The following is a 22,969-nucleotide window of genomic DNA, read 5'->3' as shown; positions in this document are numbered from 1 at the left end:
ATCAGTATTGTGGCCAGTCATATTGCGAAGCCGATCGGAATGTTCGATGCGGATGTCTGCCAAACGGTGCTGCGGGCATCGACCTGCCCTCGCGACGAGCCTTGATGACATCCGTCGCGCAGCCGAAGGCAGAGCGCCCTTATGGCAGGATGACGGTGCAGGTCATGATGAAGCGCAACCATGCATTCGGCGAAATCGTGCAACCGGGCAGCATCGCTTTCGATGGTCATGCCGTTCTCTCCTTCAGGACTGCTTCCGGGCTCTTGCCCACGATCCGCTCGTAGAGTGCCGGGTCCGTCGCGCCCTCGGTGTTGATGACGAGAATGCGCGTAGCGGGCCCGATGCTGAGCTTCGCCGCAAGGGGCTTGTCCTTGAGGACGGTCAGGAGACCAGCAAGGCCCGCGCCTCCGCTCTCGCCCGCAACGATAGCGGGGTCACCGGGCAATGGATCGGCGAGCCGGCGCATGACCTCGACGGCGATATCTTCATCGACCGTCATGAAACCGTCGGCGACGCGTTCGAGAATGCGGAACGCCACCAGCGACGGCTCGTAGCATTCGAGCATGGCCATGATCGTCGATTGCGTTTCATCAACCTTCACGGGCCTGCCCTGCTTGGCGCTCTCGTAGAGGCAGGCTGCGCGGGCCGGTTCCACCACGGTCACATGCGGCCGCTGGTCGCCAAGCGCCATCGCCAGATGCCCTGCCACGGCGGCGGCAAATCCGCCAACGCCGGCCTGGAGGAAAATATGCGTCGGCGGTGCTTCCAGTTCAGCGAGGATTTCGCGGACCATGGCGGTATAGCCCTGCGCGACGAGACCGGGGATATGCTCGTAACCGGGCCATGACGTGTCAGAAAGAACCGTCCAGCCGCGCTCGGCCGAAACGCGCGCGGCCTCGGCGACGGAATCATCATAGTTCCCGGCGACGCGCACCATCTCGGCGCCAAACCGCGCGATCGCCTCGATCCGCCCCTCGCTGACCCCGGCATGGACGAAGATGACGGCGCGCGCGCCCACTAGCTGCGCGCCCTGAGCCACGGAGCGGCCATGATTTCCATCGGTAGCGCAGGCGAAAATCATGCTTTCGGCGACGGTACGTACCTCGTCGGACAACAATTCCTCCACCGCGACGGCGCGGCCGAAGCGACGGCTTGCCTCCTCCTGGACAAGGATCATCAAGGCATAAGCGCCACCGAGCGCCTTGAAGCTGCCGAGTCCGAGCCGAAATCCCTCGTCCTTGAGGTGAAGCGACTGCAACCCCAATTGGCCCGCGAGCGCCGGCAGCGCGCGCAGCGGCGTCGCCGCGCTGTTCTCGCGCAGCGCCAGGACCTTCACGACGCGGTCGGTGGCCGCGGGTGAAAGCGTCTCGGCATCCTGCGGAGCCAGCGGCCGGCCGTGTGTTGCAAGCGTATTCAGGAGGTAGGGATTGCTCATCGCGATAGCGCTCCAGATTGGCAGTCGCGCAAATCTAGTGCAATGCGCGTGAAAGTTCGGCTGTATTTTCACCCTTGTTATGCAAGTATATTTCATCCCGCATCGGTAATAGGCCATGACGCCCCTCGACAGCTTCGATCTTGCCATCCTGCGCATCCTGCAGAAGAACAACCAGACGCCGCAGCGCGAGATCGGCGAAGCTGTCAATCTGTCCGCCCCTTCCGTCCAACGCCGCATCCGGCGCATGGAGGCGGACGGCGTCATCCGCGCGCAGGTTGCGCAGATCGCCCCGGAGGCGGTTGGTCTGCCTTTGACGATCATTGTCCAGGTGGAACTGGTCAGCGAAACACCAGACGCGATCGATGCGGTGAAGGAGCGATTTCGCGCAGCGCCGGAAGTCCAGCAATGCCACTATGTCACGGGCGAGGCCGATTTCATTCTGGTGGTCATCGTCGCCAGCATGGCGGCCTACGAGGATTTTACCCGCCGCATGTTCTTCGATGGCGCCAACATCAAGAAATTCCGCACCATGGTCTCCATGGGCGAGGTCAAGACGGGCATGGCGCTGAACATCTAAGGTTGAGGCCGCCTTCCCGGCGTTGATGGAACCCGCCCACTAGCTCAATGAACCGGAAGCACGCAGCCACTCGATAAACAAACGTGCGCTTTCCTTTGCCGCTCGTTTTGCCGGCATGACGACAAAGTATCCAGCCCGGGTTTTTATCGAGGCTTCCGTAAGGCGGACCAGGCGGCCCTGGTCAATGAGATCGTTGACGAGATGGTGCCAGCCTAATGCGATTCCCTGACCATTCATGGCCGCGTAAATCGCCTCGGTGTAGAAGCTGCAGCGAAGGCCTCGCGCCTTCTTCGGTGCCTTGACGGAAAACGCTGCCAGCCATTCCTCCCACCCGGTCCATGTGGGATCGTCCGTATCGCTTGAAATAAGAGGATGATCGATCAGATCCGCTGGTGTGAGGATCGGCCCTTTGACCAGCGCGTACTCCGCGCTGCAGATCGGAAAGACCTCATCCTCGAAGAGGAATTCGGCCTGCCCATCCGGCCAGGTTCCGGTTCCGTAGCGCAACGCCAGATCGATGTCGCCGGCCTCGATGCTATTCCTCGCGTCCTGCGTGATGATCCGGAGCTTGATTTCGGGATGGGCGCGCGAAAACGCCGCAATCCGTGGCATCAGCCAGAAATGGGCGAATGAGATCGTGGCGGATATCGCAAGCTGATCGTCTTGCCTTTCCGCGCGCAGTTCGGAAACCGTATCGGCGATCAGGTTGAAAGCTTCCGCCGACGCGTTGAAAAGGGCCCTCCCCTGGTCCGTCAGCTCGATCTTGCGGTGCAGCCGACGGAACAGGGGAAAGCCGAAATCCTCCTCCAGCACGTGGATTTGCCGGCTGATCGCCGCCTGCGTCACGCCCAGTTCCATCGCCGCGCGGGTGAAACTACCGAGCCGTGCTGCCGCCTCGAAGGCCGTCAGTGCCGTCAGCGGCGGGAGCTTTTTTCTTAGGCTGATCAACTCCGGCGTCCTTCCAGAAGGCAATCCGATTTTCCATTACATTTGGTAATGCCATCCACGCATATTTATGCCGTTGAGCATCCGCCAAACCTGAATAATCCTACCGTTCATCGTATCGGAACTGTGGCAAAAACATAAGGTGAGATTATGCTGCAAACGTTCGCTTCTCCAATTTCGGCGCTGCTCGACGCCAGAGCCGAGGGACATTCACTTCCGGCCGGTCTTTACACGCGTGAAGACGTCTTTGAAGCGGATCTGGACGTCTTCTTTCGCAACCACTGGATCTGCATCGGCCTGGAATGCGACGTGCCGGAGCCGGGCGACGCGACGGTGGTCGATATCGGCAAGACCAGCCTCATTCTCCTGCGCGACGACGACAACGAAATCCGGGTGATGCACAATGTCTGCCGCCATCGCGGGTCACGGCTGCTGGACGGCGGAAAGTCGATCGTTTCCAAGCTCGTCTGTCCCTATCACACCTGGACCTACGAGCTGACGGGCGAACTGAGCCATGCACCGCATATGGGCAAGGGCTTCGACAAGGAATGCCGCAGCCTCAAGCAGGTCACGTTCAAGTCCATCGGCGGCCTGATCTATGCCTGTCTGTCGGACAATCCGCCCGCGGATATCGACCGGCTCGAAGAGGCCATGAAGGCGCGCCTCGCGCCCTACGACATCGCCAATACCAAGATCGCTCATGAGACCGATGTGATCGAGAAGGGCAACTGGAAGCTGACGATCGAGAACAACCGGGAATGCTATCATTGTTCGGCGAACCATCCGGAACTCTGCGTCTCCTTCGTCGATCTCGATTTTGGTTTCGATCCGGAGGCGCTCAGCCCCGAGGATCGGGCACAGGCGGAAGAGCATCTCGCGCTCTACGACGCGCGCACGAAGCAGTGGGAGGCGGAGGGCTTTCCATCGGCAGCCGTCGAACAGCTCGTCGACTGCGCCACCAATTTCCGCACGCAGCGCCTGATCATCTCGGGCGCGGGTGAATCGCAGACGCCGGATGCCACTGCCGCCTCCGCAAAGCTGCTCGGCACGATGACCCGCAAGGATCTCGGCGACACCCATCTGTGGGGTCACAACAGCTGGAACCATTTCATGGGCGACCACGCGGTGGTCTCGGTCGTCATTCCGCTCTCCGCGGACAGGACGCTGGTCCGGACCAAGTGGCTCGTCCACAAGGATGCGGTCGAGGGCGTCGATTACGACCTCGAAAAGCTGACCAACGTCTGGATTGCGACGACCGACCAGGATTCCGAGCTCGTCGCCCGATCCCATGCCGGCGTTGAGGATCCGGCCTACATTCCTGGCCCCTATTCCCCCTTTTCCGAAACCAACCTCGACAAGTTCGCGACGTGGTACATCGAGCGGATGCGCGCCCATGGATACTAGGAGCCCGCCTTCGCAGGCGGAGCGCCTGCACTGCGCCGACCTTTGGAACCGGGATACGGACGAGGACCTCGTCTGTATCGACGTCCACCAGGAAACGCATGACGTGAAGACCTTCACCTTCGCGTCGCCGCAGGGTAAGCGGTTCGTTTTCGAGGCGGGGCAGTATTTCCTGTTCGACCTGGAGGTGGGCGGCGAGCCGGAAAGCCGCTGCTACAGCATCTCCTCCTCCCCGCACCGCAGCAACGCCTTCTCCGTCACGGTCAAGCGTGTCGCCGGCGGCAGGATTTCCAACTGGCTGCACGATACTCTTGCGGCCGGCTCGGCGGTGAAGGCGAACGGTCCCCTCGGCCATTTCATCCGGCCAAACGCGAAAAAGTATCTTTTCCTTTCCGGCGGTTCCGGGATTACGCCCGTCATGTCGATGGTGCGGGAACTGGTCGATACGTGCGCGCCGGCAGACATCGTTTTCCTGCATGCAGCGCGCAGTCCGAAGGACCTCATTTTCCGCGACGAACTGGCCTGCCTCGCTACACGCGCGAAGGGGTTGCGTCTGCAGTTCCTGCCGGAATCGGTCCTCGGCGAATCCCGGTGGCCGGGTCTGACGGGGCGCATTTCCGCCAGCTATATGCAGCTTGCCGTGCCCGATCTCGCCGAGCGCGTCGTGATGTGCTGCGGCCCCGCCCCCTTCATGGCGGCGGCGCGTGCGATAACGGCAGAGCTCGGCCTGCCCCCGTCAAACTATATCGAGGAGAGTTTTGACGCAGCCATCATCGACGACGCCGATATTCCCGTCGTCGAGGAAATCGCTACGCGCACCTTCCAGGTGTCGTTTGCCAAGCAGGGGCGCCAGATCGAGGTTTCAGGCGAGCAGACGGTGCTTTCCTGCGCCAAGAAGGCCGGCGTGAAACTGCCGTCGTCCTGTTCAAACGGCGTCTGCGGCACCTGCAAGTCGAAACTCGTCTCGGGCACCGTCGACATGAACCACAACGGCGGCATTCGACAGCGGGAAATCGACGCCGGTCTCTTCCTGCCCTGCTGTTCAAAACCGCTCAGCGATCTCGTCATCGACCGCTGAGCGAATATTGTAGGCAGTCCGGTTCGCCCGGACTGCCCTTTTCGTCATGCCGGCAAGGCACCGCTCTTCTTCGCCGTCCAGGTGGCGATATAGTCCATCAGGCCGGGATTGAGGCAGTCATAAGGTTCCAGGCCGAGGTCTTTCAGGCGGCCTCGCATGCCGTCCATCTTTGCCGGATTGTAGCCGCTCTCGATGATCGAGGAGACGAAGGCGGCAAAGCCGGGCTTGGCCCAGCCGCTTTCCTCGAAGCGCTCGGGATGCACGAAGGACAGGCCCTTGAACGGATGGTCGCGCTCGACCGGCCCGTAGAGATGCACGCCGCAGTCCTTGCAGGCATGGCGCTGGATGAGGGCAGCCGGGTCCACGACGGCGAGCTTGTCGCCGTTTTCAAGCACTTCGACATTCTCGGTCGGCGCGACGGCGACGACCGAGAAAACCGCGCCGTCAGGCTTCCAGCATTTGGTGCAGCCGCAGGCATGGTTATGGGCGATATCGCCCTTGATGCGCACTTTGACCGTGTTGCTCGCGCAATTGCAGACGAGCGTGCCGCCGGAAAAGGCGGCATTCGTCGCCTTGAATCCGCTGTCGAGGGATGGATGTATCGCGATGCTTGGCATGGGCTTCTCCTCCTTCATGGCCGGCGCGGTATGCGCGGCCGATCACAGGCACCGCCGGCGCTGGCGCGGCGGTGCGTTGAATGGATTGCTGCAGTGCCGGCGGTCCTGAATCCGCGCTCAGTATATCACCACGCTGCGGATGCTTTCTCCAGCATGCATGAGGTCGAAGCCCTTGTTGATGTCCTCGAGCGGCATGGTGTGGGTGATCATTGGATCGATCTGGATCTTGCCCTCCATGTACCAGTCGACGATTTTTGGCACGTCCGTGCGCCCGCGCGCGCCGCCGAAGGCCGTGCCCATCCAGTTGCGGCCGGTGACCAGCTGGAACGGACGGGTGGAGATCTCCTGGCCTGCGCCGGCAACGCCGATGATGACCGACTTGCCCCAGCCGCGATGCGCGCTTTCCAGCGCCTGGCGCATCACCTTGGTGTTGCCCGTGCAGTCGAACGTGTAGTCCGCCCCGCCGATCGTATCGCCATTGCGCTTCGTCATGTTGACGAGGTAGGGCACGATGTCGTCGCCGACCTCCTTCGGATTGACGAAGTGCGTCATGCCGAACTTCTCGCCCCAGGCCTTGCGGTCGTTGTTGATATCGACGCCGATGATCATGTCGGCACCGGCAAGGCGCAGGCCCTGCAGCACGTTGAGGCCGATGCCGCCGAGGCCGAAGACGATGGCCGTCGAGCCGACCTCGACCTTCGCCGTGTTGATGACCGCGCCGATGCCCGTCGTCACGCCGCAGCCGATGTAGCAGATCTTGTCGAAGGGGGCGTCCGGGTTGACCTTGGCGAGCGCGATCTCGGGCAGCACCGTGTAGTTGGCGAAGGTCGAGCAGCCCATATAGTGGAAGATCTTGTCCTTGCCGATGGAGAAGCGGCTTGTGCCGTCCGGCATCAGGCCCTGGCCCTGGGTGGCGCGGATGGCGGTGCACAGGTTGGTCTTGCGCGACAGGCAGGAATAACATTCGCGGCATTCGGGCGTGTAGAGCGGAATGACGTGGTCGCCCTTCTTCAGCGAGGTGACGCCCGGGCCGACGTCGACGACCACGCCCGCGCCCTCATGGCCGAGGATGGCCGGGAAGATGCCCTCCGGGTCGGCGCCCGACAGGGTGAACTCGTCCGTGTGGCAGATGCCCGTCGCCTTCACCTCGACCAGCACCTCGCCGGCCTTCGGGCCGTCGAGCTGCACGGTCATGATCTCAAGCGGTTTGCCGGCCTGAACGGCAACGGCGGCGCGTACATCCATGGTGATTTCCTTCTAATCTTGAAATTCTAAAGCGCCTTCTGCAGCTCCGGCAGGATATCGAAGAGATCGCCGACGAGGCCGTAGTCCGCGACCTGGAAGATCGGCGCCTCCTCGTCCTTGTTGATCGCGACGATGACCTTGCTGTCCTTCATGCCGGCAAGATGCTGGATGGCGCCCGAGATGCCGCAGGCGATGTAGAGCTGCGGCGCGACCACCTTGCCCGTCTGGCCGACCTGCCAGTCGTTCGGCGCATAGCCCGCATCGACCGCAGCGCGGCTTGCACCGACGGCCGCACCGAGCTTGTCGGCGACGGGAAGGATGACCTCCTGGAACTTCTCCGACGAACCGAGCGCCCGGCCGCCCGAGATGATGATCTTGGCCGAGGTCAGTTCCGGACGATCCGACGACGAGAGCGCGTCGGAGACGTGGCTGGACAGACCCGGGTTGCCCGCAGCCGATACGGCCTCGACCGAGGCGCTGCCACCTTCGCCAGCAGCGGCGAACGAGGCGGTGCGCACCGTGATCACCTTCTTGGCGTCGGTGGACTGCACCGTCTGGATGGCATTGCCGGCATAGATCGGACGCTTGAACGTGTCGGCCGAGACGACCTCGACGATCTCCGAGACCTGCGCGACATCGAGCAGCGCTGCCACGCGCGGCAAGACGTTCTTGCCGACCGAGGTGGCGGCCGAGACGATGGCGTCATAGCTGCCGGCAAGCGACACGATGAGCGCTGCCAGCGGTTCGGCAAGGTTGTTGGCAAGGCTGGCGTCCTCGGCGACGAGCACCTTCGTCACGCCCGAGAGCTTTGCCGCCTGCTCGGCCGCAGCCTTGGCATTGCTGCCGGCGACGAGCACATGCACGTCCGAACCGATCTTCGATGCCGCCGTCAGCGCCTTCGCCGTCTGGTCGGAAAGGTGGGCATTGTCGTGATCTGCCAGAAGAAGAATGGCCATGGTTGTGTTCTCCCTTTCCTGCTTAGAGCACGCCGGCTTCGTTCTTGAGCTTGTCGACGAGTTCGGCGACGCTCTTGACCTTGACGCCTGCCTTGCGGCCCGACGGCTCCTCGGTCTTCAGCACCTTGAGGCGCGGGCTCGTGTCGACGCCGAAGTCTGCCGGCGTCTTCTTGTCGAGCGGCTTCTTCTTCGCCTTCATGATGTTCGGCAGCGAGGCATAGCGCGGCTCGTTGAGGCGAAGGTCGGTGGTGACCACGGCCGGCAGCTTGACCTCGATCGTCTGCAGGCCACCGTCGACCTCGCGCGTGACCTCGGCCTTGCCGTCGCCGATCTCGACCTTCGAGGCGAAGGTCGCCTGGGCCCAGCCAAGCAGGGCCGACAGCATCTGGCCGGTCTGGTTCGAATCGTCGTCGATCGCCTGCTTGCCGACAATGACGAGGCCGGGCTGTTCGGCTTCCGTCACGCCCTTGAGGATCTTGGCGACGGCCAGCGGCTCGACGGCGTCGTCCGTCTCGACCAGCACCGCCCGGTCGGCGCCCATGGCGAGCGCGGTGCGCAGCGTCTCCTCGGCCTTCGCAGGGCCGATCGACACCACCACCACTTCCTCCGCCTTGCCGGCTTCCTTCAGACGAAGCGCCTCTTCCACAGAGATCTCGTCGAACGGGTTCATCGACATCTTGACGTTCGCAAGCTCGACACCAGAGCCGTCGGACTTCACGCGGATCTTAACGTTGTAATCAACGACCCGCTTTACAGGGACCAGGATTTTCATTGTCTTTTTCCTCCCGCGACCGGCCAGCACCGGTCGGTTTTCATTGTTTCGTCTGGTCGGGCAGCAAGGCCCATAGGGCGAAGAGCGGGCTTTCGCCCGAGCGCATGGCGTGGCGAATGCCTGGGGGATTGTAGAAGGACCCGCCGATGCCGGGTGAAAACCAGTCGCTGTCGCCGTGCTGGAACTCGCCCTCCGACAGCACGAGATAGGTTTCCTCCGGCGCGTGGTCATGATCGGGGTAGCGTGTGTTCGGCGCCAGAAGGCTGACGCCAAGCCATATGTCCCGACGGTTTTCAAGGGCGCCGGGGCCGACGATCATCGCATTGGCATGGTTCGCCGCAAAGTTTTCGCTCGCCGTGCCATCGTGGTTCGGCCGCTCCTTCCATTCCAGCAGAGGCTCCAGCATCTTGAACCGATGGATCAGCCGGGTGAGCGCGGGCTGCCCGATCTCCACGGCAAGGGCGGCGTCGAGATGACGATCGCAAACGGGAAGGCGCTTTCCGCTGCCCGTTCGCTCCGGCTGGGGCGTTTTCAATTGGGTGAATATCTGCGCGACGGACCGGCGCCCCTGCGGATCCGTTGCGAACTGATCGAAGGCTGTAAAGGCCGCGTCGAGGAACCCCTGCAATGCGTCGCTGCGTGTCATCGTCAGAGATCCTTGGCAAGGCGCAGCGCATCGTAGATGGCCGCATGCGTATTGCGTGCGGCCACCGCATCGCCGATACGGAAGAGCTGGTAAGTTCCCTCCGGATTGCGATCGACGGTCTGCGGTGCGCCGGAGAGAAGTTCATCGTAGGAGACTTCCCCGAGATTTTTCGAACCGGGCTTCAGTTCGAAATAGAGGTCGTCCAGCGGAATGGTGCCGTGGTTGACGACGATCTGGTCGACCGTGCGCTGCTTGGAAACGCCACCATAGTCGCTGCCGACGTGGGCGATGATCTGGTTGCCGCTCTTTTCCGCCGCTTCCAGCCGGTAGGTGACGGTGAAGGTCGTGTCGAGCTTCTGCAGCGAACGCATATAGGGCACGAGGTTCATCGCCATGACTTCGGGCGCGAAGGCGCGGTCCGGCGTCATGATCTCGACCTTGCCGCCCGCCTTGGCGATAAATTCGGCGGCCTGCAGGCCGGCATGGTCGCCGGCGTCGTCATAGACCAGCACGTTGGTACCCGGCTTTACGTCGCCGGAAATGATATCCCAGGAGGATACGACCAGTTCATTGCCGTCAGTGAGAACATCGGTATGCGGCAGGCCGCCCGTCGCGATGATCACGACATCGGGGTTTTCCGCCGCAACCGTATCGGCTTCCGCCCATGTGTTGAAGCGGAAGGTGACGCCGCGCTTTTCGCACTGGCTCATGCGCCAGTCGATGATGCTGATCATCTCGCGCCGCCGCTCGCTCTGCGCGGTCAGGCGGATCTGGCCACCGGGATGGTTCGCCGCCTCGAAGACCACAACGTCGTGGCCGCGCTCGGCGCTGACACGCGCGGCTTCAAGTCCGGCCGGCCCGGCGCCGACGATCACTACCTTCCTGCGCACATCCGCCTTCGGGATCTTGTGCGGCATCGTCTCCTCGCGGCCGGTCGCCGCGTTGTGAATGCAGAAGGCAAGGCCCCCTTGGTAGATGCGGTCGAGACAGTAGTTCGCGCCGACGCAGGGGCGGATATCGTCCTCGCGCTTTTCGAGGATCTTGCGCACGATATGCGGGTCGGTCATGTGGGCGCGGGTCATGCCGATCATGTCGACCTTGCCGGCAGCGATCGCGTGGCGGGCGGTGGCGACGTCCTGGATTTTCGCCGCATGGAAGGTCGGAAAGTTGGTCGCGGCGCGCACGTCGCCCGCGAAGTCCAGATGCGGCGCGCTCGCCATGCCCTGGATCGGGATGACGTCGGTCAGGCCAGGGTCCGTGTCGATATGGCCGCGGATGACGTTCAGGTAGTCGATAAGGCCGCTTTCCTTGAGACGGCGGGAGATTTCCAGGCCTTCGGCCTTTCCGGTCCCGCCGGGAAGACATTCGTCCGCCGTGTAGCGCACGCCGAGGATGAAGTCGTTGCCGACCCGCTCGCGCATCGCCTTGAAGACGTCGAGACAGAAGCGCATGCGGTTGTCGAGCGAGCCGCCATAGGGGCCGTCCAGCTCGTTGGTCAGCGGCGAGGTGAACTGGTCGATGAGATGGCCGTAGGCCTCCAGCTCGACGCCGTCCATGCCGCCCGCCTTCATACGCTCGGCCGCGTCGGCGAAGTCCTTGATGATGCGCGTGATATCCCAGTCTTCCAGCTTCTTCGGGAAGGCGCGGTGCGCCGCCTCGCGATGATGCGAGGGCGCGACGACGGGCAGCCAGTCGCCCTTGTCCCAGCGCGTGCGGCGGCCGAGATGGGTGAGCTGGATCATGATCGCCGCGCCAGCTTCATGCACGGCGTCCGTCATTTCTCGAATCCACGGAACGATCTCGTCCTTGTAGGCGAGCAGGTTGTTGAAGACCGGGGGGCTGTCCTTCGAGACGGCTGCGGAGCCCGCAGTCATCGTCAGCGCCACTCCGCCTCTCGCACGCTCGACGGTATAGGCGCGGTAGCGACCTTTCGGCATGCCGTCTTCCGGGTAGGCCGGCTCATGCGAGGTGACGATGATACGGTTGCGCAGAGTCAGGTGCTTGAGCTGATAGGGCTGAAGCAGGGGGTCGTTCGACATGCGACGGGCTCCGGTTTATGGGAATTTCAGGGCAACGGTAAACGGAAATGTACATATGTGTCAACGCCGGAAAACAGCAGAGTCTGGAATATTGACATAGATGTACATTTTGCTTGCTAGGGCGAAATGGATTTGTTAGGAGGACATCATGGAAAACGCGATGAGTGACAGCGGCTGGCGCGGATCGCAGGAGGGGTGGCTGGAGGCCGCCTATGACGCGCTGCTCGAATCCGGCGTTGAATCGGTGAAAATCCTGCCGCTTGCCAAGCGACTCAATCTCTCGCGGACCAGCTTCTACTGGTTTTTCAAGGACCGGGAGGAGCTGCTGGGCGCACTGATCGCGCGCTGGAGAGACAAGAACACCGGCAACCTCGTGAAGCAGTCCGAAGCCTATGCGGAGACGCTCGCCGAAGCGATGCTGAACGTCTTCGACTGCTGGGTGAACAAGGAGCTGTTCGATTCCCAGTTCGAATTCGCTGTCCGCAGCTGGGCCCTGCAATCGCCTGAAATCCAGGCCGAAGTGCATGAGGCCGACCAGACGAGAATAGAAGCGATCGGCCGCATGTTCATGCGGTTCGGTTACGACGAGGTCCCGGCGGACGTTCGCGCGCGAACGACCTACCTGGTCCAGATCGGATACATTTCGATGCAATCAAGGGAAGACATCACGCTGCGCATGAAGCGCATCCCGGAATACATCGCAATCTATACCGGGCAGGTTCCTGTGCAGCGGGAACTTGATCGTTTCTTCGCAAGACATGGCTACAAACCGGAGTGACGGCAAGGTGGAAGCAGGCAAGGGTCTGAGGATCGGCATCATCGGCGGGGCCGGCTGGCTGGGCGGAGCGATTGCCGCCGCCGTGCTGGATGCCGGCATTGCAGCACCTGCGGACCTTGCCCTCTCCTATCGCAGCGCGCGCCCCGACCATCTGCCCGAAGCTTTCTGGACGCAAGACAATCAGGCTCTTGCCGACCGCTCGGACGTCATCATTCTCTCCGTCCGTCCGGCCGACTGGCCGCACCTCAAGGTCAATGCCGAAGGCAAGCTCGTCATCTCCGTGATGGCCGGTATCCGGCTTGCCGCATTGTGCGACCACCATCAGACCCGCCGTGCCGTCCGTACATTGCCGAACGCCGCAGCCGCGGTGCGCAAGTCCTATACGCCATGGACCGCCAGTCGTGACCTCCAGCAAGCCGACCGGACCATTGTCCGGGCGGTATTCGGTGCCTGCGGGGTCGAGGATGAAGTGCGCACGGAGGCGGAAATCGACTACCTGACCGGTCTCACCGGCTCCGGTCCGGCCTTTCCCGCGCTGCTTGCCGAAGCGATGATGGCGGACGCGATCGCCCATGGCCTCGACCGACAGGTCGCCCAGCGTGCAGTGAACACCGTCCTTGTCGGCGCCGGCCGGCTGCTGGAACAGCGCGACGACTGTCCCACCGAAACGGTCCAGACCTTCCTTGACTATCGCGGCACGACGGCCGCGGCGATCGAGGAGATGGCTTCGGCTGGTTTTGCCACTGCCGTCGCGCGCGGGCTCGCCGCAGCTTTCGAGAAATCGGTCCGCATGGGGGAAACCTCCTAGCTCCGTGGGGGGCGGGCTTCGCGGCAACCCGCCCAGCAAGTCAAGCCGCATACAGAGGGAACGATAATGAAGAAACTGCTTGCATCGACCTGCCTCTTCCTTGGAACCATTGCCGGCTCTGCGATGGCCCAAGCCGCTGACTGCGGCAACGTTACCATCGCCAGCATGAACTGGCAGAGCGCCGAGGTCATCTCCAACCTCGACAAGATCATTCTGAACGAAGGTTACGGCTGCAACGCCGAGATCACCATCGGCGATACCGTGCCGACCATCACCTCCATGGCGGAAAAGGGCGAGCCGGATATTGCCCCGGAGGCCTGGATCGACCTGCTGCCGGACGTCGTCAAGAAGGGAACCGAGGAAGGCCGCATCGTCAAGGTCGGCTCGCCGCTTCCGGACGGCGGCGTGCAGGGCTGGTGGATCCCGAAATATTTCGCGGACGCCCATCCTGACATCAAGACCATTCCGGACCTCCTGAAGCATCCCGACCTGATCAAGGATCCGGAAGATCCGAGCAAGGGTGCGATCTACAACGGCCCACAGGGCTGGGGCGGCACGGTCGTGACGGCGCAGCTCTACAAGGCCTTCGAAGCGGAGAAGGCGGGCTGGACGCTCGTCGATACCGGCTCCGCCGCGGGCCTCGACGGGTCGATCGCCAAGGCCTACGAGCGCAAGGAAGGCTGGGTCGGCTATTACTGGGCCCCGACGGCACTTCTCGGCAAATACGAGATGGTCCAGCTTCAGGCCGGCGTTCCCTACGACGAGGCGGAATGGAAGCGCTGCGTGACCGTTGCCGACTGCACCGATCCCAAGCCGAGCGCCTGGCCGGTCGATACGATCGTGACGCTGGTCGCCAAGCCCTTCTCCGAGAAGGCTGGCCCCGAAGTGATGGAGTATCTCAACAAGCGCTCCTGGAGCAACGAGACCATCGCCAAGCTGATGGCCTGGATGACAGACAACCAGGCAAGCGGCGAGGATGGTGCCAAGCACTTCCTTGCGGAGAACAAGGACATCTGGACCAAGTGGGTCTCGGCTGACGCTGCGGCCAAGATCGAGGCCGCGCTCTAACGGAGCCTGGCTGTAGTCGTGCGATGCGCCCCGTGCGCATCGCATCTCATCTGCCGAAACGACAACAAGAAAACACGCAATCGGCTCTTTGGAGAAGGGGAACCGAATGGACTGGTTTTATAAATTTCCGCATATGGACGACAATTCCCTGCGTGATCTCAAGAAGGCCATCGACGACGGCTTTCGCGGTTTTACCCGCAGCTATGGCGAGGTCATCGAGGGTCTGTTCACACCCCTGCAGCACTTCCTCATCGCCTCCGAGCGTTTCATGCTGAAAACGCCCTGGCCCGTTATCACGCTGCTCATCCTTGCCATCGCTTTTGCCGCGACGCGTAGCCTGCGCATCGTCGCCGGCTGTCTCGCGACCCTCATGATCATCGGCTATTTCGACATGTGGGACGATACGATGCGGACGATCTCGATGATCTTCGTCTGCACGGTGCTGTCGATTGCGATCGGCATCCCGATCGGCATCCTGATGGCGCGCTCCGATCGCATGCAGCGTTTCGTCAATCCGATCCTCGACGTCATGCAGACCATGCCGAGTTTCGTCTACCTGATCCCGGTCGTCATGCTGCTCGGCATCGGCAAGGTGCCGGGGCTGATCGCGGTGGTCATCTACGCCATCCCGCCGATGATCCGTCTCACTGACCTCGGCATCCGCCTCGTGGACAAGGACGTTCTGGAAGCGGCCGATGCCTTCGGTGCCGACAACCGGCAAAAACTCTTCAAGGTACAGTTGCCGCTGGCGCTGCCGACAATCATGGCCGGCATCAACCAGACGATCATGATGGCGCTCGCCATGGTGGTCATTGCCTCGATGATCGGCGTGCAGGGGCTTGGCCAGCCGGTGCTGAAGGCCATCGCCAACCAGTACTTCACCCTCGGCATGTTCAACGGCCTCGCCATCGTCGGCATCGCCATCATGTTCGACCGCGTCAGCCAGGCCTATGGCAAGCGCCTGCAGAAGCACCGGGAGATCGTCCATGGCTGATCATGTCTTCGGCGGCATCAAGATCCGCAATCTCTACAAGATCTTCGGACCCAATGCCGGAGCCCATATCGAGGCCGTCAAGAACGGTCTCACGAAGGCGGAACTCAACGCCCGATACGGCCATGTGCTCGGCCTGCGCGACATCAATATCGAGATGCCGTCAGGCTCGATCCAGGTCATCATGGGCCTGTCCGGCTCGGGTAAGTCGACGCTCATCCGCCACATCAACCGTCTGATCGATCCGACGGCCGGCGAGGTTCTTGTCGACGGCGTCGATGTGGTGAGGATGGCGGAGATGGAACTGAGAGACTTCCGCCGCCACCAGACGGCGATGGTGTTTCAGAAGTTTGCGCTGCTTCCGCATCGCACCGTGCTCGACAACACGATCTTCGGTCTGGAAATCCAAGGCATATCGCGCCCAAAAAGCCTTGATACGGCCATGCGCTGGCTGGAACGCGTCGGCCTCAAGGGGTTCGAGCAGAAATATCCCAATCAGCTTTCCGGCGGCATGCAGCAGCGTGTCGGCCTTGCGCGCGCGCTTGCCAACGACGCGCCGGTGCTTCTGATGGACGAAGCCTATTCGGCGCTCGATCCCCTCATCCGTATGGACATGCAGACCGTGCTCCTCGACCTGCAGAAGGAAATCAAGAAGACCGTCGTCTTCATCACCCACGATCTCGACGAGGCGCTGCGCCTCGGCGACCAGATTGCCATCCTTCGCGATGGCGAGGTCATTCAGCAGGGCACCAGCCAGGACATCGTGCTGCGCCCCGCCGACGATTATGTCGCCAACTTCGTCAAGGAAGTGAACCGGGGGCGTGTCGTGCATGTCGAAGCCGTCATGAGCCCTCTCGGCATGACGGCGATGACGGGTGGACCGGCCATTGCCGCCGACGTCACGATCGAGGAGGCGGTGCGCACTCTTGCTTGCGCACCCGAAGGCGACATCACTGTCGTCGATGCCACGGGCAAACCGCTCGGCACCGTCACCTTCCGGCAACTGGCGAGCGCGATGGTCAATGCGCACGACAGCAGCCACCGTGCCGCCGCCTGACATTGGCAGGGCCGGCGCCAACGTCGGCCCTGCTGCTTCGACATTCCCGAAAATCATTTGCACGCCCGGAATTGCGCGATGTCGAATAAATTTCCACGCCTCTTTTCGCCGCTGAAATTGCGCTCGCAAACGCTGAAAAACCGCATCGTCTTCGGCGCGCACACCGCCAACATGGCCGTTGAAGGCCTGCCGACGGAGCGCCACGCGGCTTATTACGAGGAGCGTGCCATCGGCGGCGCGGCGATGATCGTCGTCGAACCGATGCCGGTCCATGCAGCCGCCGTGCTCACCCGCGGCAATTTCCGCCATTCCGACGATGCGGTGATCCCTCGTTTCAAGCCGGTGGTCGAGGCTATCAAGCGGCACGGCGCGGTTGCGATCCAGCAGCTCTACCATGTCGGCGCGCACGGCGATTCCGACAATTCCTTCCATCCGCATTGGTCGCCCTCGGGCGGACCGAGCTACCACGACAGCGACGGCTCCCACCCGATGAGCCAGGCCGAAATCCGCGAGACGATCGACGGCTTCGTGGAGGCCGCGCGGCGATGTCGCGACGCCGGCTTCGATGGCGTCGAAGTCTGGGCCGCCTATCTCGGCATGGTCGATCAGTTCTGGACGCCCTGGTGCAACCGGCGCGAGGACGAATGGGGCGGATCACTCGAAAACCGCACACGCATGTCGCGGGAGATCCTTTCGCGCATCCGCGCCGTCTGCGGCCCTGATTTCATCATCGGCCTCGCGGTTTCCGACGAGCCGGATGTGAAGGTCGCGCTCCAGCGCGAGGAGCTCGCCGAGATCGTCAGGCTGCACGACGAACTGGGCCTCATCGACTACGTGACGTGCGGCTCGGGCGGTTATCTAGATTTCTATAAGCTGATGCCGACATTCCTCTATCCGGAAAAACTCGGCGCCGACCTCGCCGCCGTGCTGAAAGGCGTCGTCAAGAATGCGGTCGTGATCGCCGAAAGCCATATCCGCACCCCTGACAATGCCGAGACGGTACTCGGCGAAGGCGCTGCGGATCTCGTGTCGATCGTGCGTGGCCAGATTGCGGATCCGCACCTGGCCACCAAGGCTGGTGAGGACCGCCCGGACGACATACGCGGCTGCATATCGTGCAACCAGATGTGCTGGGGCCGCCGCTCGCGGGATTACTGGATCAGTTGCCTGGTCAATCCCTCCGTTGGTCGCGAGGCCGAATGGAACGGCGACCGCTTTCTCAGGGCCGATGATCCGAAACGGGTTCTCGTGATCGGCGGCGGCCCGGCCGGACTGGAAGCTGCCCGTGTTTCCGCCGAACGCGGCCATCGCGTGACGCTTGCGGAAGCCGCCCCGCGCCTCGGCGGCAATTTCCTCCTTGCCGGCATGCAGCCGCGCCGCGCGCAGATCCTCGACCTCATCGCCTGGTATGAACGGCAGCTTGGGAAGCTGAACGTGGATGTTCGGCTCAATACCTATATCGAGGCCGATGACATCGATCCGGCGGAATTCGACATGGTGATAGCCGCGACCGGCTCCTATTCGCCGGAAACCGGCTTCCAGAAGGCGCTTCCGACGGTCGAAACCATGCCGGGCATAGAAAAGGGCAACGTCTTCACCGTCGAAGCCGTCATGGCGCGGCAGGCACGGCCGGGCAACCGGGTCCTGCTGCTAGACGAAGGCGGCGGCTGGCGTGGCGGCGGCACCGCCTGGAAGCTCGCCGAAGACGGCCATCGGGTGACGATCCTCACGCCCGATCCCTTCGTTGGCAAAGAACTGCAACGGACCGCCGCGGACGTGCCGATGCGCCAGATACTCAGGAAACTCGGGGTGGATTGGATCGTCGAGGCCAGCATCCTGGAGTGGCTTGGCAACGGCGCGACGATCGTCGATCACAACACCGGGGAGCACCGCTTCATCGAAGCCGATACGCTGGTCACCGCCACCACGAATTTGCCCATGGACTGGCTGATGCCGGTTCTCCGCAGTCTGGATGTCGCAACGCGCCAGATCGGCGATTGCGCGGCGCCACGACAAGCGCCCTACGCTTTCTATGAAGGCCGCAAGGCAGGGCTGGAGGTCTAGTATGACGGATGAGGTGGAACTGGAATTGGCAGAAGCGGAAGGCTTGGCGTTCCGGGCCTGCCGTGGCGCCGGCGCTGATCCGGCGAGCGCCCGTGCGCTTGTCGATGCGACGCTCTCGGCCGCGCGCTTCGGTCCGGCTTCCGTCGGGTTTCCGCATATGGTGGATTACCTCGAGAGTTTTCGCGCTGGGCGCATCAACTGCAGTCCGGTGCCTAGGCTGACGCGCCCGTTTGCGGCCTACCTCGCCTGCGATGCGGATCGCGGCATCGCGCAGCTTGGCTTCGATCGCGCTTTTCCTGATTTCCTCGCAGCCGCCCGGAGCTTCGGGATCGCCGTTTTCAGTCAGAAAAACAGCTATACGACGGGGGAGCTCGGCTACTACGTGCGCCGGCTCGCGCTGGAAGGGCTCGTCGGCCTTGCCGCGACGAACGCCAATGCCATGGTCGCCGCGAAGGCGGGCGGGCCTCCCGTCTACAGCACGAACCCGATCGCCTTCGGTTTTCCGCTCGGCGAGGACACGCCGCCATTGATCATCGATCAATCGTGCAGTGCCACCGCCTATGTCAACATCCTCGCCGCAGCGGCGGAAGGCAGGCCGATCCCCGAGGGATGGGCGGTCGATGCCGATGGGGCCGATACGCAAGACGCCGAGAAGGCGCTCGCCGGCGCGCTTCTTCCCTTCGGCGGTCGGAAGGGGGCGAACATCGCGCTTCTCGTCGAAATGCTCTCCGCAGGCCTTTCGGGCGGCGCGTGGTCGCTGGACGCGGCCAGCTTCCATTCGGGCGAGGCCTCTCCTGCCGTCGGGCTGACGGTGATCGCGCTGATGCCCGGCCCGGACGATGCCGGCCATGCCGGCCGCGCCCGGAACCAGGTTCGACGTCTCAAGGAATACGGCGTCCACATTCCCGGTATCGGCAGGACGCCCACGCTGACCCTGCGGATCCCGGGTGCCGTCTTCGATGCGCTCACCCGTTTCGCCTCGCTCGGCCCTCGGGAGTAGCCTAATCCGGAATTGTGAGAACGAGCTTGCCGCTCGTGTTCTTCGACAAGAATTCTTCCTGCGCCTTGACGATCTCCCTCAGCGGGAAGGTCTTGCCCACGGCCGGCCGGATCTCGTTGTTCTCGATATAGGAAACGAGGTTCTCGAAGATCGCGTCCTCCTGGAAGGTGCAGCCGAAGAAGGTAAGGTCCTTGAGGTAGAGGTTACGCACGTCGAGTTCGACGATCGGCCCGGCGATGGCGCCGGCGACGGCGTAGCGCCCGCCCCTCCTGAGGACGTCGAGCAGTTCCGGAAAGGCCGGGCCGGCGGCGACGTCGAGCACGACATCCACCGCTCGCCGCCGGTCGCCACGTCCCGGCCGATACGACCGCCTTGGCATTTTCCTCCGGCAGAAGGCGCAGGGCCGCCATGGACGGGATAAGCCCGGCGGCATTGCTTATCTCGGCAAGAGGCAGAACCTCACCGTCACCCCGTACTGCGGCAAGGCTCAAACCGGTTTCCGTCGCGGCAGCGCCGGCAAGGCCGATCAGCAGCAGGTCGGACTTTCGATCCCCCAGCACGATATGGTCCATCTCGCCGCAGCAAAGCGCATCGACGGCCGCCTGGCCTGCGAGAATGGACGGATGCCTCTTTTCGTCGCCGGCAAGGGTATCGACGACGACGCGGATGGCGTCGACGCCGCGTGCCGATAACCAGACGGCAGCCCTGCCCATATCCTCCGCGACGCCATGGGGCAGCCCCGCCCCGCTGGCCGCCTTTCGCGCCAGGGCCTGTACTTCGTTGTAGGAAAGCAGGATCGTCGTCATGGCAGCACCGGAAGCCAGCAGTCGTCGGTTTCTCCAGCCGCTATCTCGCCCGCCGTCGGCGCGCCCTGGAAAAGCGTGATGCGTGTCCAACGATCGGAGCGCGGGTCGAATTTCGACGCGCCGAAGAAGGCGAGCTTGCAACGCAGCATGTCGATCGGCAGGCAGCGATCCGAAAGCAGATTGTCGCGGATTTCCGCATAGGGCGCGCCGGCCGTCGTCTGGATGCGGCGAACCACGTGGCGATGCCACGGGAAACGGGCGAGGAAGGCGGCAACGGTCTCGGTTTCCGGCGCATCCTCAAGGTCGGCGGCGAGCCGCTGGACCTGCCTTGCGATATCGAGCGGCAGTTCCAGTTCCTCGCCGGGCTCATCGGCGCGGCGACCGAGGCGCGGCTCCAGCTTCTCCTCCGAGACATACCAGAACTGGGCGGTTTGCGCCGGCGCCTCGAAGTCGATGGCCGTCGCCCAGCGATAGTGCTCGCGCACAAGCGCGCGAAGTGCCGCAAGGCGCATGCCTGGCTGGAGCGCGCCTTCCCGCGCCGCCGCCATGCCTTGAGCAAGATCATCGTTTTGCGCACCTGCCATCTCGATCACGAGCGCCACAAGCAATTCCTGGAAATCCACCCACAGGGACTGCGAGCGGTCGAGCAGCGCCGCCACCGGGAAGGGTGTGGCGAGCAGCCGTGCAGGGTCGGTCCAGGCCTGCGCCTCGGCCCAATCTCCACGCAAACGCCGGATGCGCTCCATAAGGGTACTGTCTTCGACGGACCATTGATCGAGATGCCGGGCGGCCTGCCGCCAGAGGGCGGCGAGCCGTTCCAGCTCGATGGCGCTCAGGCAGGGTTTCGACCGTATGCGTGCCAGGGCGGTTTCGCGGGCGAGGACCCAGTTGTTGAGCAAGACGGGATGGTTCGCCAGGAACGGCGCCATGCCGAGACCGGTGGAATTGCCGACGCCGATGTGGCGGCGCAGATCCGGCGCCAGCGGCACGAAGGTTTTCGGTGCACGGCGCCGGGCGACGTGTTCGACGAGGTCATAGGAGAATTCGCGGATCAGCCACACGGTCAGCATCTCCGCCTGGAACGGGCCGCCCAGCCCCTCACGCTCCGCCAGCACGAAACGATCGGCAATGCCGAATTTTCCGTTGCCGTAGACCGCCGTGGTGCGGAGCAGGTAGCCGACCTCGCCGAGGCGCCGCCGGTCCGGCTGGCGGCCGTGCGCCAGACTGTCGACGACATGCTCGAAGAAACGCACGGATTTGTTGGCGCGGCTCAGCACCAGATCGCGCGGGCCAAAACGCCCTGCCTCCTGCCGGGGGGCATTTTCGCGCAGCCGGCTGATCTCGGCGCCGTCGGGAATGCCGTCATAGAGCACGTAGCTGGTGTCCCAGGCTTCGGCGATCACCCGGTCGGAACGCTGCTCGTCGGCAAGCGGGCAGGAGAAGGCGACGAGGCTGTAGTCATGCCCGCTGACCGTCAGCGTATAGACGGCATCGCCAAAACCCAGATCGTCCATGTCCCAGACGGCGCGGCGCACCGCCGCGCCGCTTGTGGCCAGCCGACGTATCAGGCTGCGCAGGAAGCTGAGCCGCGTCGGGAAGGACGCGCCCATGCGCTCCAGACGCATGACGACGTCGGGCGAGCGCAGCGCCGGCGCTGCCTCCGCTGCGAAATCGAGTGCCTGGCTGCTCATGGCGTCGGCCCGAAGGAGGAGTGGTAGAAGCGCAACCAGTTGCCGCCCATGATGTCGCCAACCTCCTCTTCGGAAAAGCCGATGTTCCGCAAGCCCACGCGCAGGTTGCCGAGATCCGCATTGCTGCCGAACCAGGTCGGCTGCCGTGGGAAGCCCGCTGAGGCGGCCGAGCCCTCGCCGAAATCCGTGATCTTCGACCAGCGGCCGTTTCGCATCCAGGTCACCACGGAATCCGGCTGGTCCTGGCATAGGTCGCTGCCGATGCCGACATGTTTGACGCCATAGCGTGCGGCCGTATCCGCTACCATGGCGCAAAAGCTCTCCAGCGTGCAGTTCGATCCACCTTTGAGGTGGTGCGGATAGAGCGAGAGGCCAAGCATGCCGCCCGATTGCGCCAGCGCCTTCAGCACGGTGTCGGACTTGTTGCGGAGCGCAGGGTGCCACGCATGCGGATTGGCATGGGTAATGGCGATCGGCCGCGTGGAAATCTCTATCGCCTCCAGTGTGGAGCGTTCGGCGGAATCGCTCATGTCGATGACCATGCCGACCCGGTTCATTTCCGCGATGGCCTGGCGACCGAAGCGGGTGATGCCGGGATCTTCCCCCTCGTAGCAACCGGTGGCAAGCAACGACTGGTTGTTGTAGCTGAGCTGCATGAAGCGCACGCCGAGCATATGGCAGACCTCGATCAGCCCGATGTCGTCCTCGATAGGCGACGGATTTTGCAGGCCGAAGAAGATCGCGGTGCGCCCCTCGCGCATCGCCCGCTCGATGTCGCCGCCGGAGCGACCGGGGAAGATGAGGTCCGGGTGGCGCTCGAAGTGACGGTTCCAGGCGATGATGTTCGCCACCGTCTCGCGAAAATTCTCATGATAGGCGATGGTGGCGTGCACGGCATGCACGCCACCGGCCCGCATCTCGGCAAAGACGCTCGGGCTCCAGTTGGCATATTGCAGGCAGTCGACGAGGGGGCTGGCGATCTTTGCGTCCATGGC

At 63.3% G+C, this 22,969-nt stretch carries 21 protein-coding genes and 2 pseudogenes; 10 read left to right on the top strand and 13 right to left on the bottom strand.

Going from position 1 to position 22,969, the window contains the following annotated elements; all coding sequences use genetic code 11:
• Positions 1–17: 17 nt before the first annotated feature.
• Together Q9316_RS22885 and Q9316_RS22880 are read right to left on the bottom strand one after the other, a co-directional pair.
• Entirely contained in the window at positions 18–230 is a 213-nt protein-coding gene (locus Q9316_RS22885) for a hypothetical protein (RefSeq protein WP_306036119.1), read from the bottom strand.
• Positions 227–1,435 carry a diaminopropionate ammonia-lyase gene (locus tag Q9316_RS22880; protein ID WP_306036383.1) on the bottom strand — a complete coding sequence of 403 codons (1,209 nt, stop codon included), beginning with the start codon at positions 1,433–1,435 and terminating at the stop codon, positions 227–229. The genes Q9316_RS22885 and Q9316_RS22880 overlap by 4 nt, the downstream gene beginning before the upstream one ends.
• 115 nt (positions 1,436–1,550) lie before the next feature.
• Here Q9316_RS22880 and Q9316_RS22875 point away from each other — a divergent pair, with 115 nt between their 5' ends.
• Positions 1,551–2,012 (top strand): Lrp/AsnC family transcriptional regulator, encoded by a 462-nt coding sequence (locus Q9316_RS22875; RefSeq protein WP_306036118.1) that lies wholly within the window; start codon positions 1,551–1,553, stop codon positions 2,010–2,012.
• 39 nt (positions 2,013–2,051) lie between these two features.
• On the opposite strand, the gene gcvA is transcribed toward Q9316_RS22875, so the two are convergent.
• Positions 2,052–2,960, bottom strand: a complete 909-nt coding sequence (gene gcvA / locus Q9316_RS22870) for a transcriptional regulator GcvA (RefSeq protein WP_306036117.1) — start codon at positions 2,958–2,960, stop codon at positions 2,052–2,054.
• Between the two features lie 147 nt (positions 2,961–3,107).
• On the opposite strand from gcvA, the gene Q9316_RS22865 reads away from it, so the two are divergent.
• Both Q9316_RS22865 and Q9316_RS22860 read left to right on the top strand, forming a co-directional pair.
• Positions 3,108–4,361, top strand: coding sequence for an aromatic ring-hydroxylating oxygenase subunit alpha (locus tag Q9316_RS22865; protein ID WP_306036116.1), 1,254 nt, complete (start codon positions 3,108–3,110; stop codon positions 4,359–4,361).
• Complete coding sequence (locus Q9316_RS22860; RefSeq protein ID WP_306036115.1) at positions 4,351–5,436, top strand: hybrid-cluster NAD(P)-dependent oxidoreductase; 1,086 nt, start codon at positions 4,351–4,353, stop codon at positions 5,434–5,436. Before Q9316_RS22865 ends, Q9316_RS22860 begins: the two co-directional genes overlap by 11 nt.
• A 44-nt stretch (positions 5,437–5,480) precedes the next feature.
• Here Q9316_RS22860 and gfa read toward each other — a convergent pair whose 3' ends face one another.
• The 6 genes from gfa to Q9316_RS22830 form a co-directional block, all read right to left on the bottom strand.
• Entirely contained in the window at positions 5,481–6,053 is a 573-nt protein-coding gene (gene gfa / locus Q9316_RS22855) for an S-(hydroxymethyl)glutathione synthase (protein WP_306036114.1), read from the bottom strand.
• A gap of 117 nt (positions 6,054–6,170) precedes the next feature.
• Positions 6,171–7,298 carry an S-(hydroxymethyl)glutathione dehydrogenase/class III alcohol dehydrogenase gene (locus Q9316_RS22850; protein WP_306036113.1) on the bottom strand — a complete coding sequence of 376 codons (1,128 nt, stop codon included), beginning with the start codon at positions 7,296–7,298 and terminating at the stop codon, positions 6,171–6,173.
• A gap of 26 nt (positions 7,299–7,324) precedes the next feature.
• On the bottom strand, positions 7,325–8,254 hold the full coding sequence (locus Q9316_RS22845; RefSeq protein WP_306036112.1) for an electron transfer flavoprotein subunit alpha/FixB family protein: 930 nt from the start codon (positions 8,252–8,254) through the stop codon (positions 7,325–7,327).
• A gap of 22 nt (positions 8,255–8,276) precedes the next feature.
• A complete protein-coding gene (locus Q9316_RS22840) occupies positions 8,277–9,026 on the bottom strand; it encodes an electron transfer flavoprotein subunit beta/FixA family protein (RefSeq protein WP_306036111.1) in 750 nt (249 codons plus the stop codon).
• Positions 9,027–9,066: 40 nt separating this feature from the next.
• Positions 9,067–9,672 (bottom strand): dimethylsulfoniopropionate lyase, encoded by a 606-nt coding sequence (locus Q9316_RS22835; protein ID WP_306036110.1) that lies wholly within the window; start codon positions 9,670–9,672, stop codon positions 9,067–9,069.
• Positions 9,673–9,674: 2 nt separating this feature from the next.
• On the bottom strand, positions 9,675–11,711 hold the full coding sequence (locus tag Q9316_RS22830; RefSeq protein WP_306036109.1) for an NADH:flavin oxidoreductase: 2,037 nt from the start codon (positions 11,709–11,711) through the stop codon (positions 9,675–9,677).
• Between the two features lie 148 nt (positions 11,712–11,859).
• Here Q9316_RS22830 and Q9316_RS22825 point away from each other — a divergent pair, with 148 nt between their 5' ends.
• The 7 genes from Q9316_RS22825 (at position 11,860) to Q9316_RS22795 (ending at position 19,477) form a co-directional block, all read left to right on the top strand.
• Positions 11,860–12,489, top strand: a complete 630-nt coding sequence (locus Q9316_RS22825; protein ID WP_306036108.1) for a TetR/AcrR family transcriptional regulator — start codon at positions 11,860–11,862, stop codon at positions 12,487–12,489.
• Positions 12,470–13,297: a pyrroline-5-carboxylate reductase family protein gene (locus Q9316_RS22820; RefSeq protein WP_306036107.1), complete on the top strand. Its 828-nt coding sequence runs from the start codon at positions 12,470–12,472 to the stop codon at positions 13,295–13,297. The genes Q9316_RS22825 and Q9316_RS22820 overlap by 20 nt, the downstream gene beginning before the upstream one ends.
• 66 nt (positions 13,298–13,363) lie before the next feature.
• Entirely contained in the window at positions 13,364–14,365 is a 1,002-nt protein-coding gene (locus tag Q9316_RS22815; RefSeq protein ID WP_306036106.1) for an ABC transporter substrate-binding protein, read from the top strand.
• A 106-nt stretch (positions 14,366–14,471) separates the two neighbouring features.
• The gene (locus Q9316_RS22810) at positions 14,472–15,359 is read left to right on the top strand and encodes an ABC transporter permease (RefSeq protein WP_306036105.1); all 888 of its coding nucleotides are present in this window, start codon (positions 14,472–14,474) and stop codon (positions 15,357–15,359) included.
• Positions 15,352–16,413: a quaternary amine ABC transporter ATP-binding protein gene (locus Q9316_RS22805; protein ID WP_306036104.1), complete on the top strand. Its 1,062-nt coding sequence runs from the start codon at positions 15,352–15,354 to the stop codon at positions 16,411–16,413. Before Q9316_RS22810 ends, Q9316_RS22805 begins: the two co-directional genes overlap by 8 nt.
• 78 nt (positions 16,414–16,491) lie before the next feature.
• Positions 16,492–18,477: an oxidoreductase gene (locus tag Q9316_RS22800; protein WP_306036103.1), complete on the top strand. Its 1,986-nt coding sequence runs from the start codon at positions 16,492–16,494 to the stop codon at positions 18,475–18,477.
• 1 nt (position 18,478) lies between these two features.
• Positions 18,479–19,477, top strand: a complete 999-nt coding sequence (locus tag Q9316_RS22795; protein WP_306036382.1) for an Ldh family oxidoreductase — start codon at positions 18,479–18,481, stop codon at positions 19,475–19,477.
• Between the two features lies 1 nt (position 19,478).
• Here the strand turns inward: Q9316_RS22795 and Q9316_RS22790 are convergent.
• From Q9316_RS22790 to Q9316_RS22780, 4 genes and pseudogenes are all read right to left on the bottom strand, one after another.
• Positions 19,479–19,817 (bottom strand): annotated as a pseudogene (locus Q9316_RS22790) (zinc-binding dehydrogenase); the annotation flags it as partial.
• A gap of 289 nt (positions 19,818–20,106) precedes the next feature.
• Positions 20,107–20,283: pseudogene (locus Q9316_RS25740) on the bottom strand (DUF3726 domain-containing protein); the annotation flags it as partial.
• Positions 20,280–21,974, bottom strand: coding sequence for a hypothetical protein (locus Q9316_RS22785; RefSeq protein ID WP_306036102.1), 1,695 nt, complete (start codon positions 21,972–21,974; stop codon positions 20,280–20,282). The pseudogene Q9316_RS25740 and the gene Q9316_RS22785, both read right to left, overlap by 4 nt.
• Positions 21,971–22,966: a membrane dipeptidase gene (locus Q9316_RS22780; protein ID WP_306036101.1), complete on the bottom strand. Its 996-nt coding sequence runs from the start codon at positions 22,964–22,966 to the stop codon at positions 21,971–21,973. The genes Q9316_RS22785 and Q9316_RS22780 overlap by 4 nt, the downstream gene beginning before the upstream one ends.
• Positions 22,967–22,969 lie beyond the last annotated feature (3 nt).

Source organism: Shinella zoogloeoides, assembly GCF_030733845.1.
Lineage (GTDB): Bacteria > Pseudomonadota > Alphaproteobacteria > Rhizobiales > Rhizobiaceae > Shinella > Shinella zoogloeoides_C.
Note: the sequence above shows the minus strand (reverse complement) of the source record. Positions and strands in the feature narration are given on the sequence as shown.

Coding starts and splice junctions, on each gene's coding strand:
- Q9316_RS22885 (WP_306036119.1), bottom strand. CDS start 230: ATGACCATCGAAAGCGATGCTGCCCGGTTGCACGATTTCGCCGAATGC.
- Q9316_RS22880 (WP_306036383.1), bottom strand. CDS start 1,435: ATGAGCAATCCCTACCTCCTGAATACGCTTGCAACACACGGCCGGCCG.
- Q9316_RS22875 (WP_306036118.1), top strand. CDS start 1,551: ATGACGCCCCTCGACAGCTTCGATCTTGCCATCCTGCGCATCCTGCAG.
- Q9316_RS22865 (WP_306036116.1), top strand. CDS start 3,108: ATGCTGCAAACGTTCGCTTCTCCAATTTCGGCGCTGCTCGACGCCAGA.
- Q9316_RS22860 (WP_306036115.1), top strand. CDS start 4,351: ATGGATACTAGGAGCCCGCCTTCGCAGGCGGAGCGCCTGCACTGCGCC.
- gfa (WP_306036114.1), bottom strand. CDS start 6,053: ATGCCAAGCATCGCGATACATCCATCCCTCGACAGCGGATTCAAGGCG.
- Q9316_RS22850 (WP_306036113.1), bottom strand. CDS start 7,298: ATGGATGTACGCGCCGCCGTTGCCGTTCAGGCCGGCAAACCGCTTGAG.
- Q9316_RS22845 (WP_306036112.1), bottom strand. CDS start 8,254: ATGGCCATTCTTCTTCTGGCAGATCACGACAATGCCCACCTTTCCGAC.
- Q9316_RS22840 (WP_306036111.1), bottom strand. CDS start 9,026: ATGAAAATCCTGGTCCCTGTAAAGCGGGTCGTTGATTACAACGTTAAG.
- Q9316_RS22835 (WP_306036110.1), bottom strand. CDS start 9,672: ATGACACGCAGCGACGCATTGCAGGGGTTCCTCGACGCGGCCTTTACA.
- Q9316_RS22830 (WP_306036109.1), bottom strand. CDS start 11,711: ATGTCGAACGACCCCCTGCTTCAGCCCTATCAGCTCAAGCACCTGACT.
- Q9316_RS22825 (WP_306036108.1), top strand. CDS start 11,860: ATGGAAAACGCGATGAGTGACAGCGGCTGGCGCGGATCGCAGGAGGGG.
- Q9316_RS22820 (WP_306036107.1), top strand. CDS start 12,470: ATGGCTACAAACCGGAGTGACGGCAAGGTGGAAGCAGGCAAGGGTCTG.
- Q9316_RS22815 (WP_306036106.1), top strand. CDS start 13,364: ATGAAGAAACTGCTTGCATCGACCTGCCTCTTCCTTGGAACCATTGCC.
- Q9316_RS22810 (WP_306036105.1), top strand. CDS start 14,472: ATGGACTGGTTTTATAAATTTCCGCATATGGACGACAATTCCCTGCGT.
- Q9316_RS22805 (WP_306036104.1), top strand. CDS start 15,352: ATGGCTGATCATGTCTTCGGCGGCATCAAGATCCGCAATCTCTACAAG.
- Q9316_RS22800 (WP_306036103.1), top strand. CDS start 16,492: ATGTCGAATAAATTTCCACGCCTCTTTTCGCCGCTGAAATTGCGCTCG.
- Q9316_RS22795 (WP_306036382.1), top strand. CDS start 18,479: ATGACGGATGAGGTGGAACTGGAATTGGCAGAAGCGGAAGGCTTGGCG.
- Q9316_RS22785 (WP_306036102.1), bottom strand. CDS start 21,974: ATGAGCAGCCAGGCACTCGATTTCGCAGCGGAGGCAGCGCCGGCGCTG.
- Q9316_RS22780 (WP_306036101.1), bottom strand. CDS start 22,966: ATGGACGCAAAGATCGCCAGCCCCCTCGTCGACTGCCTGCAATATGCC.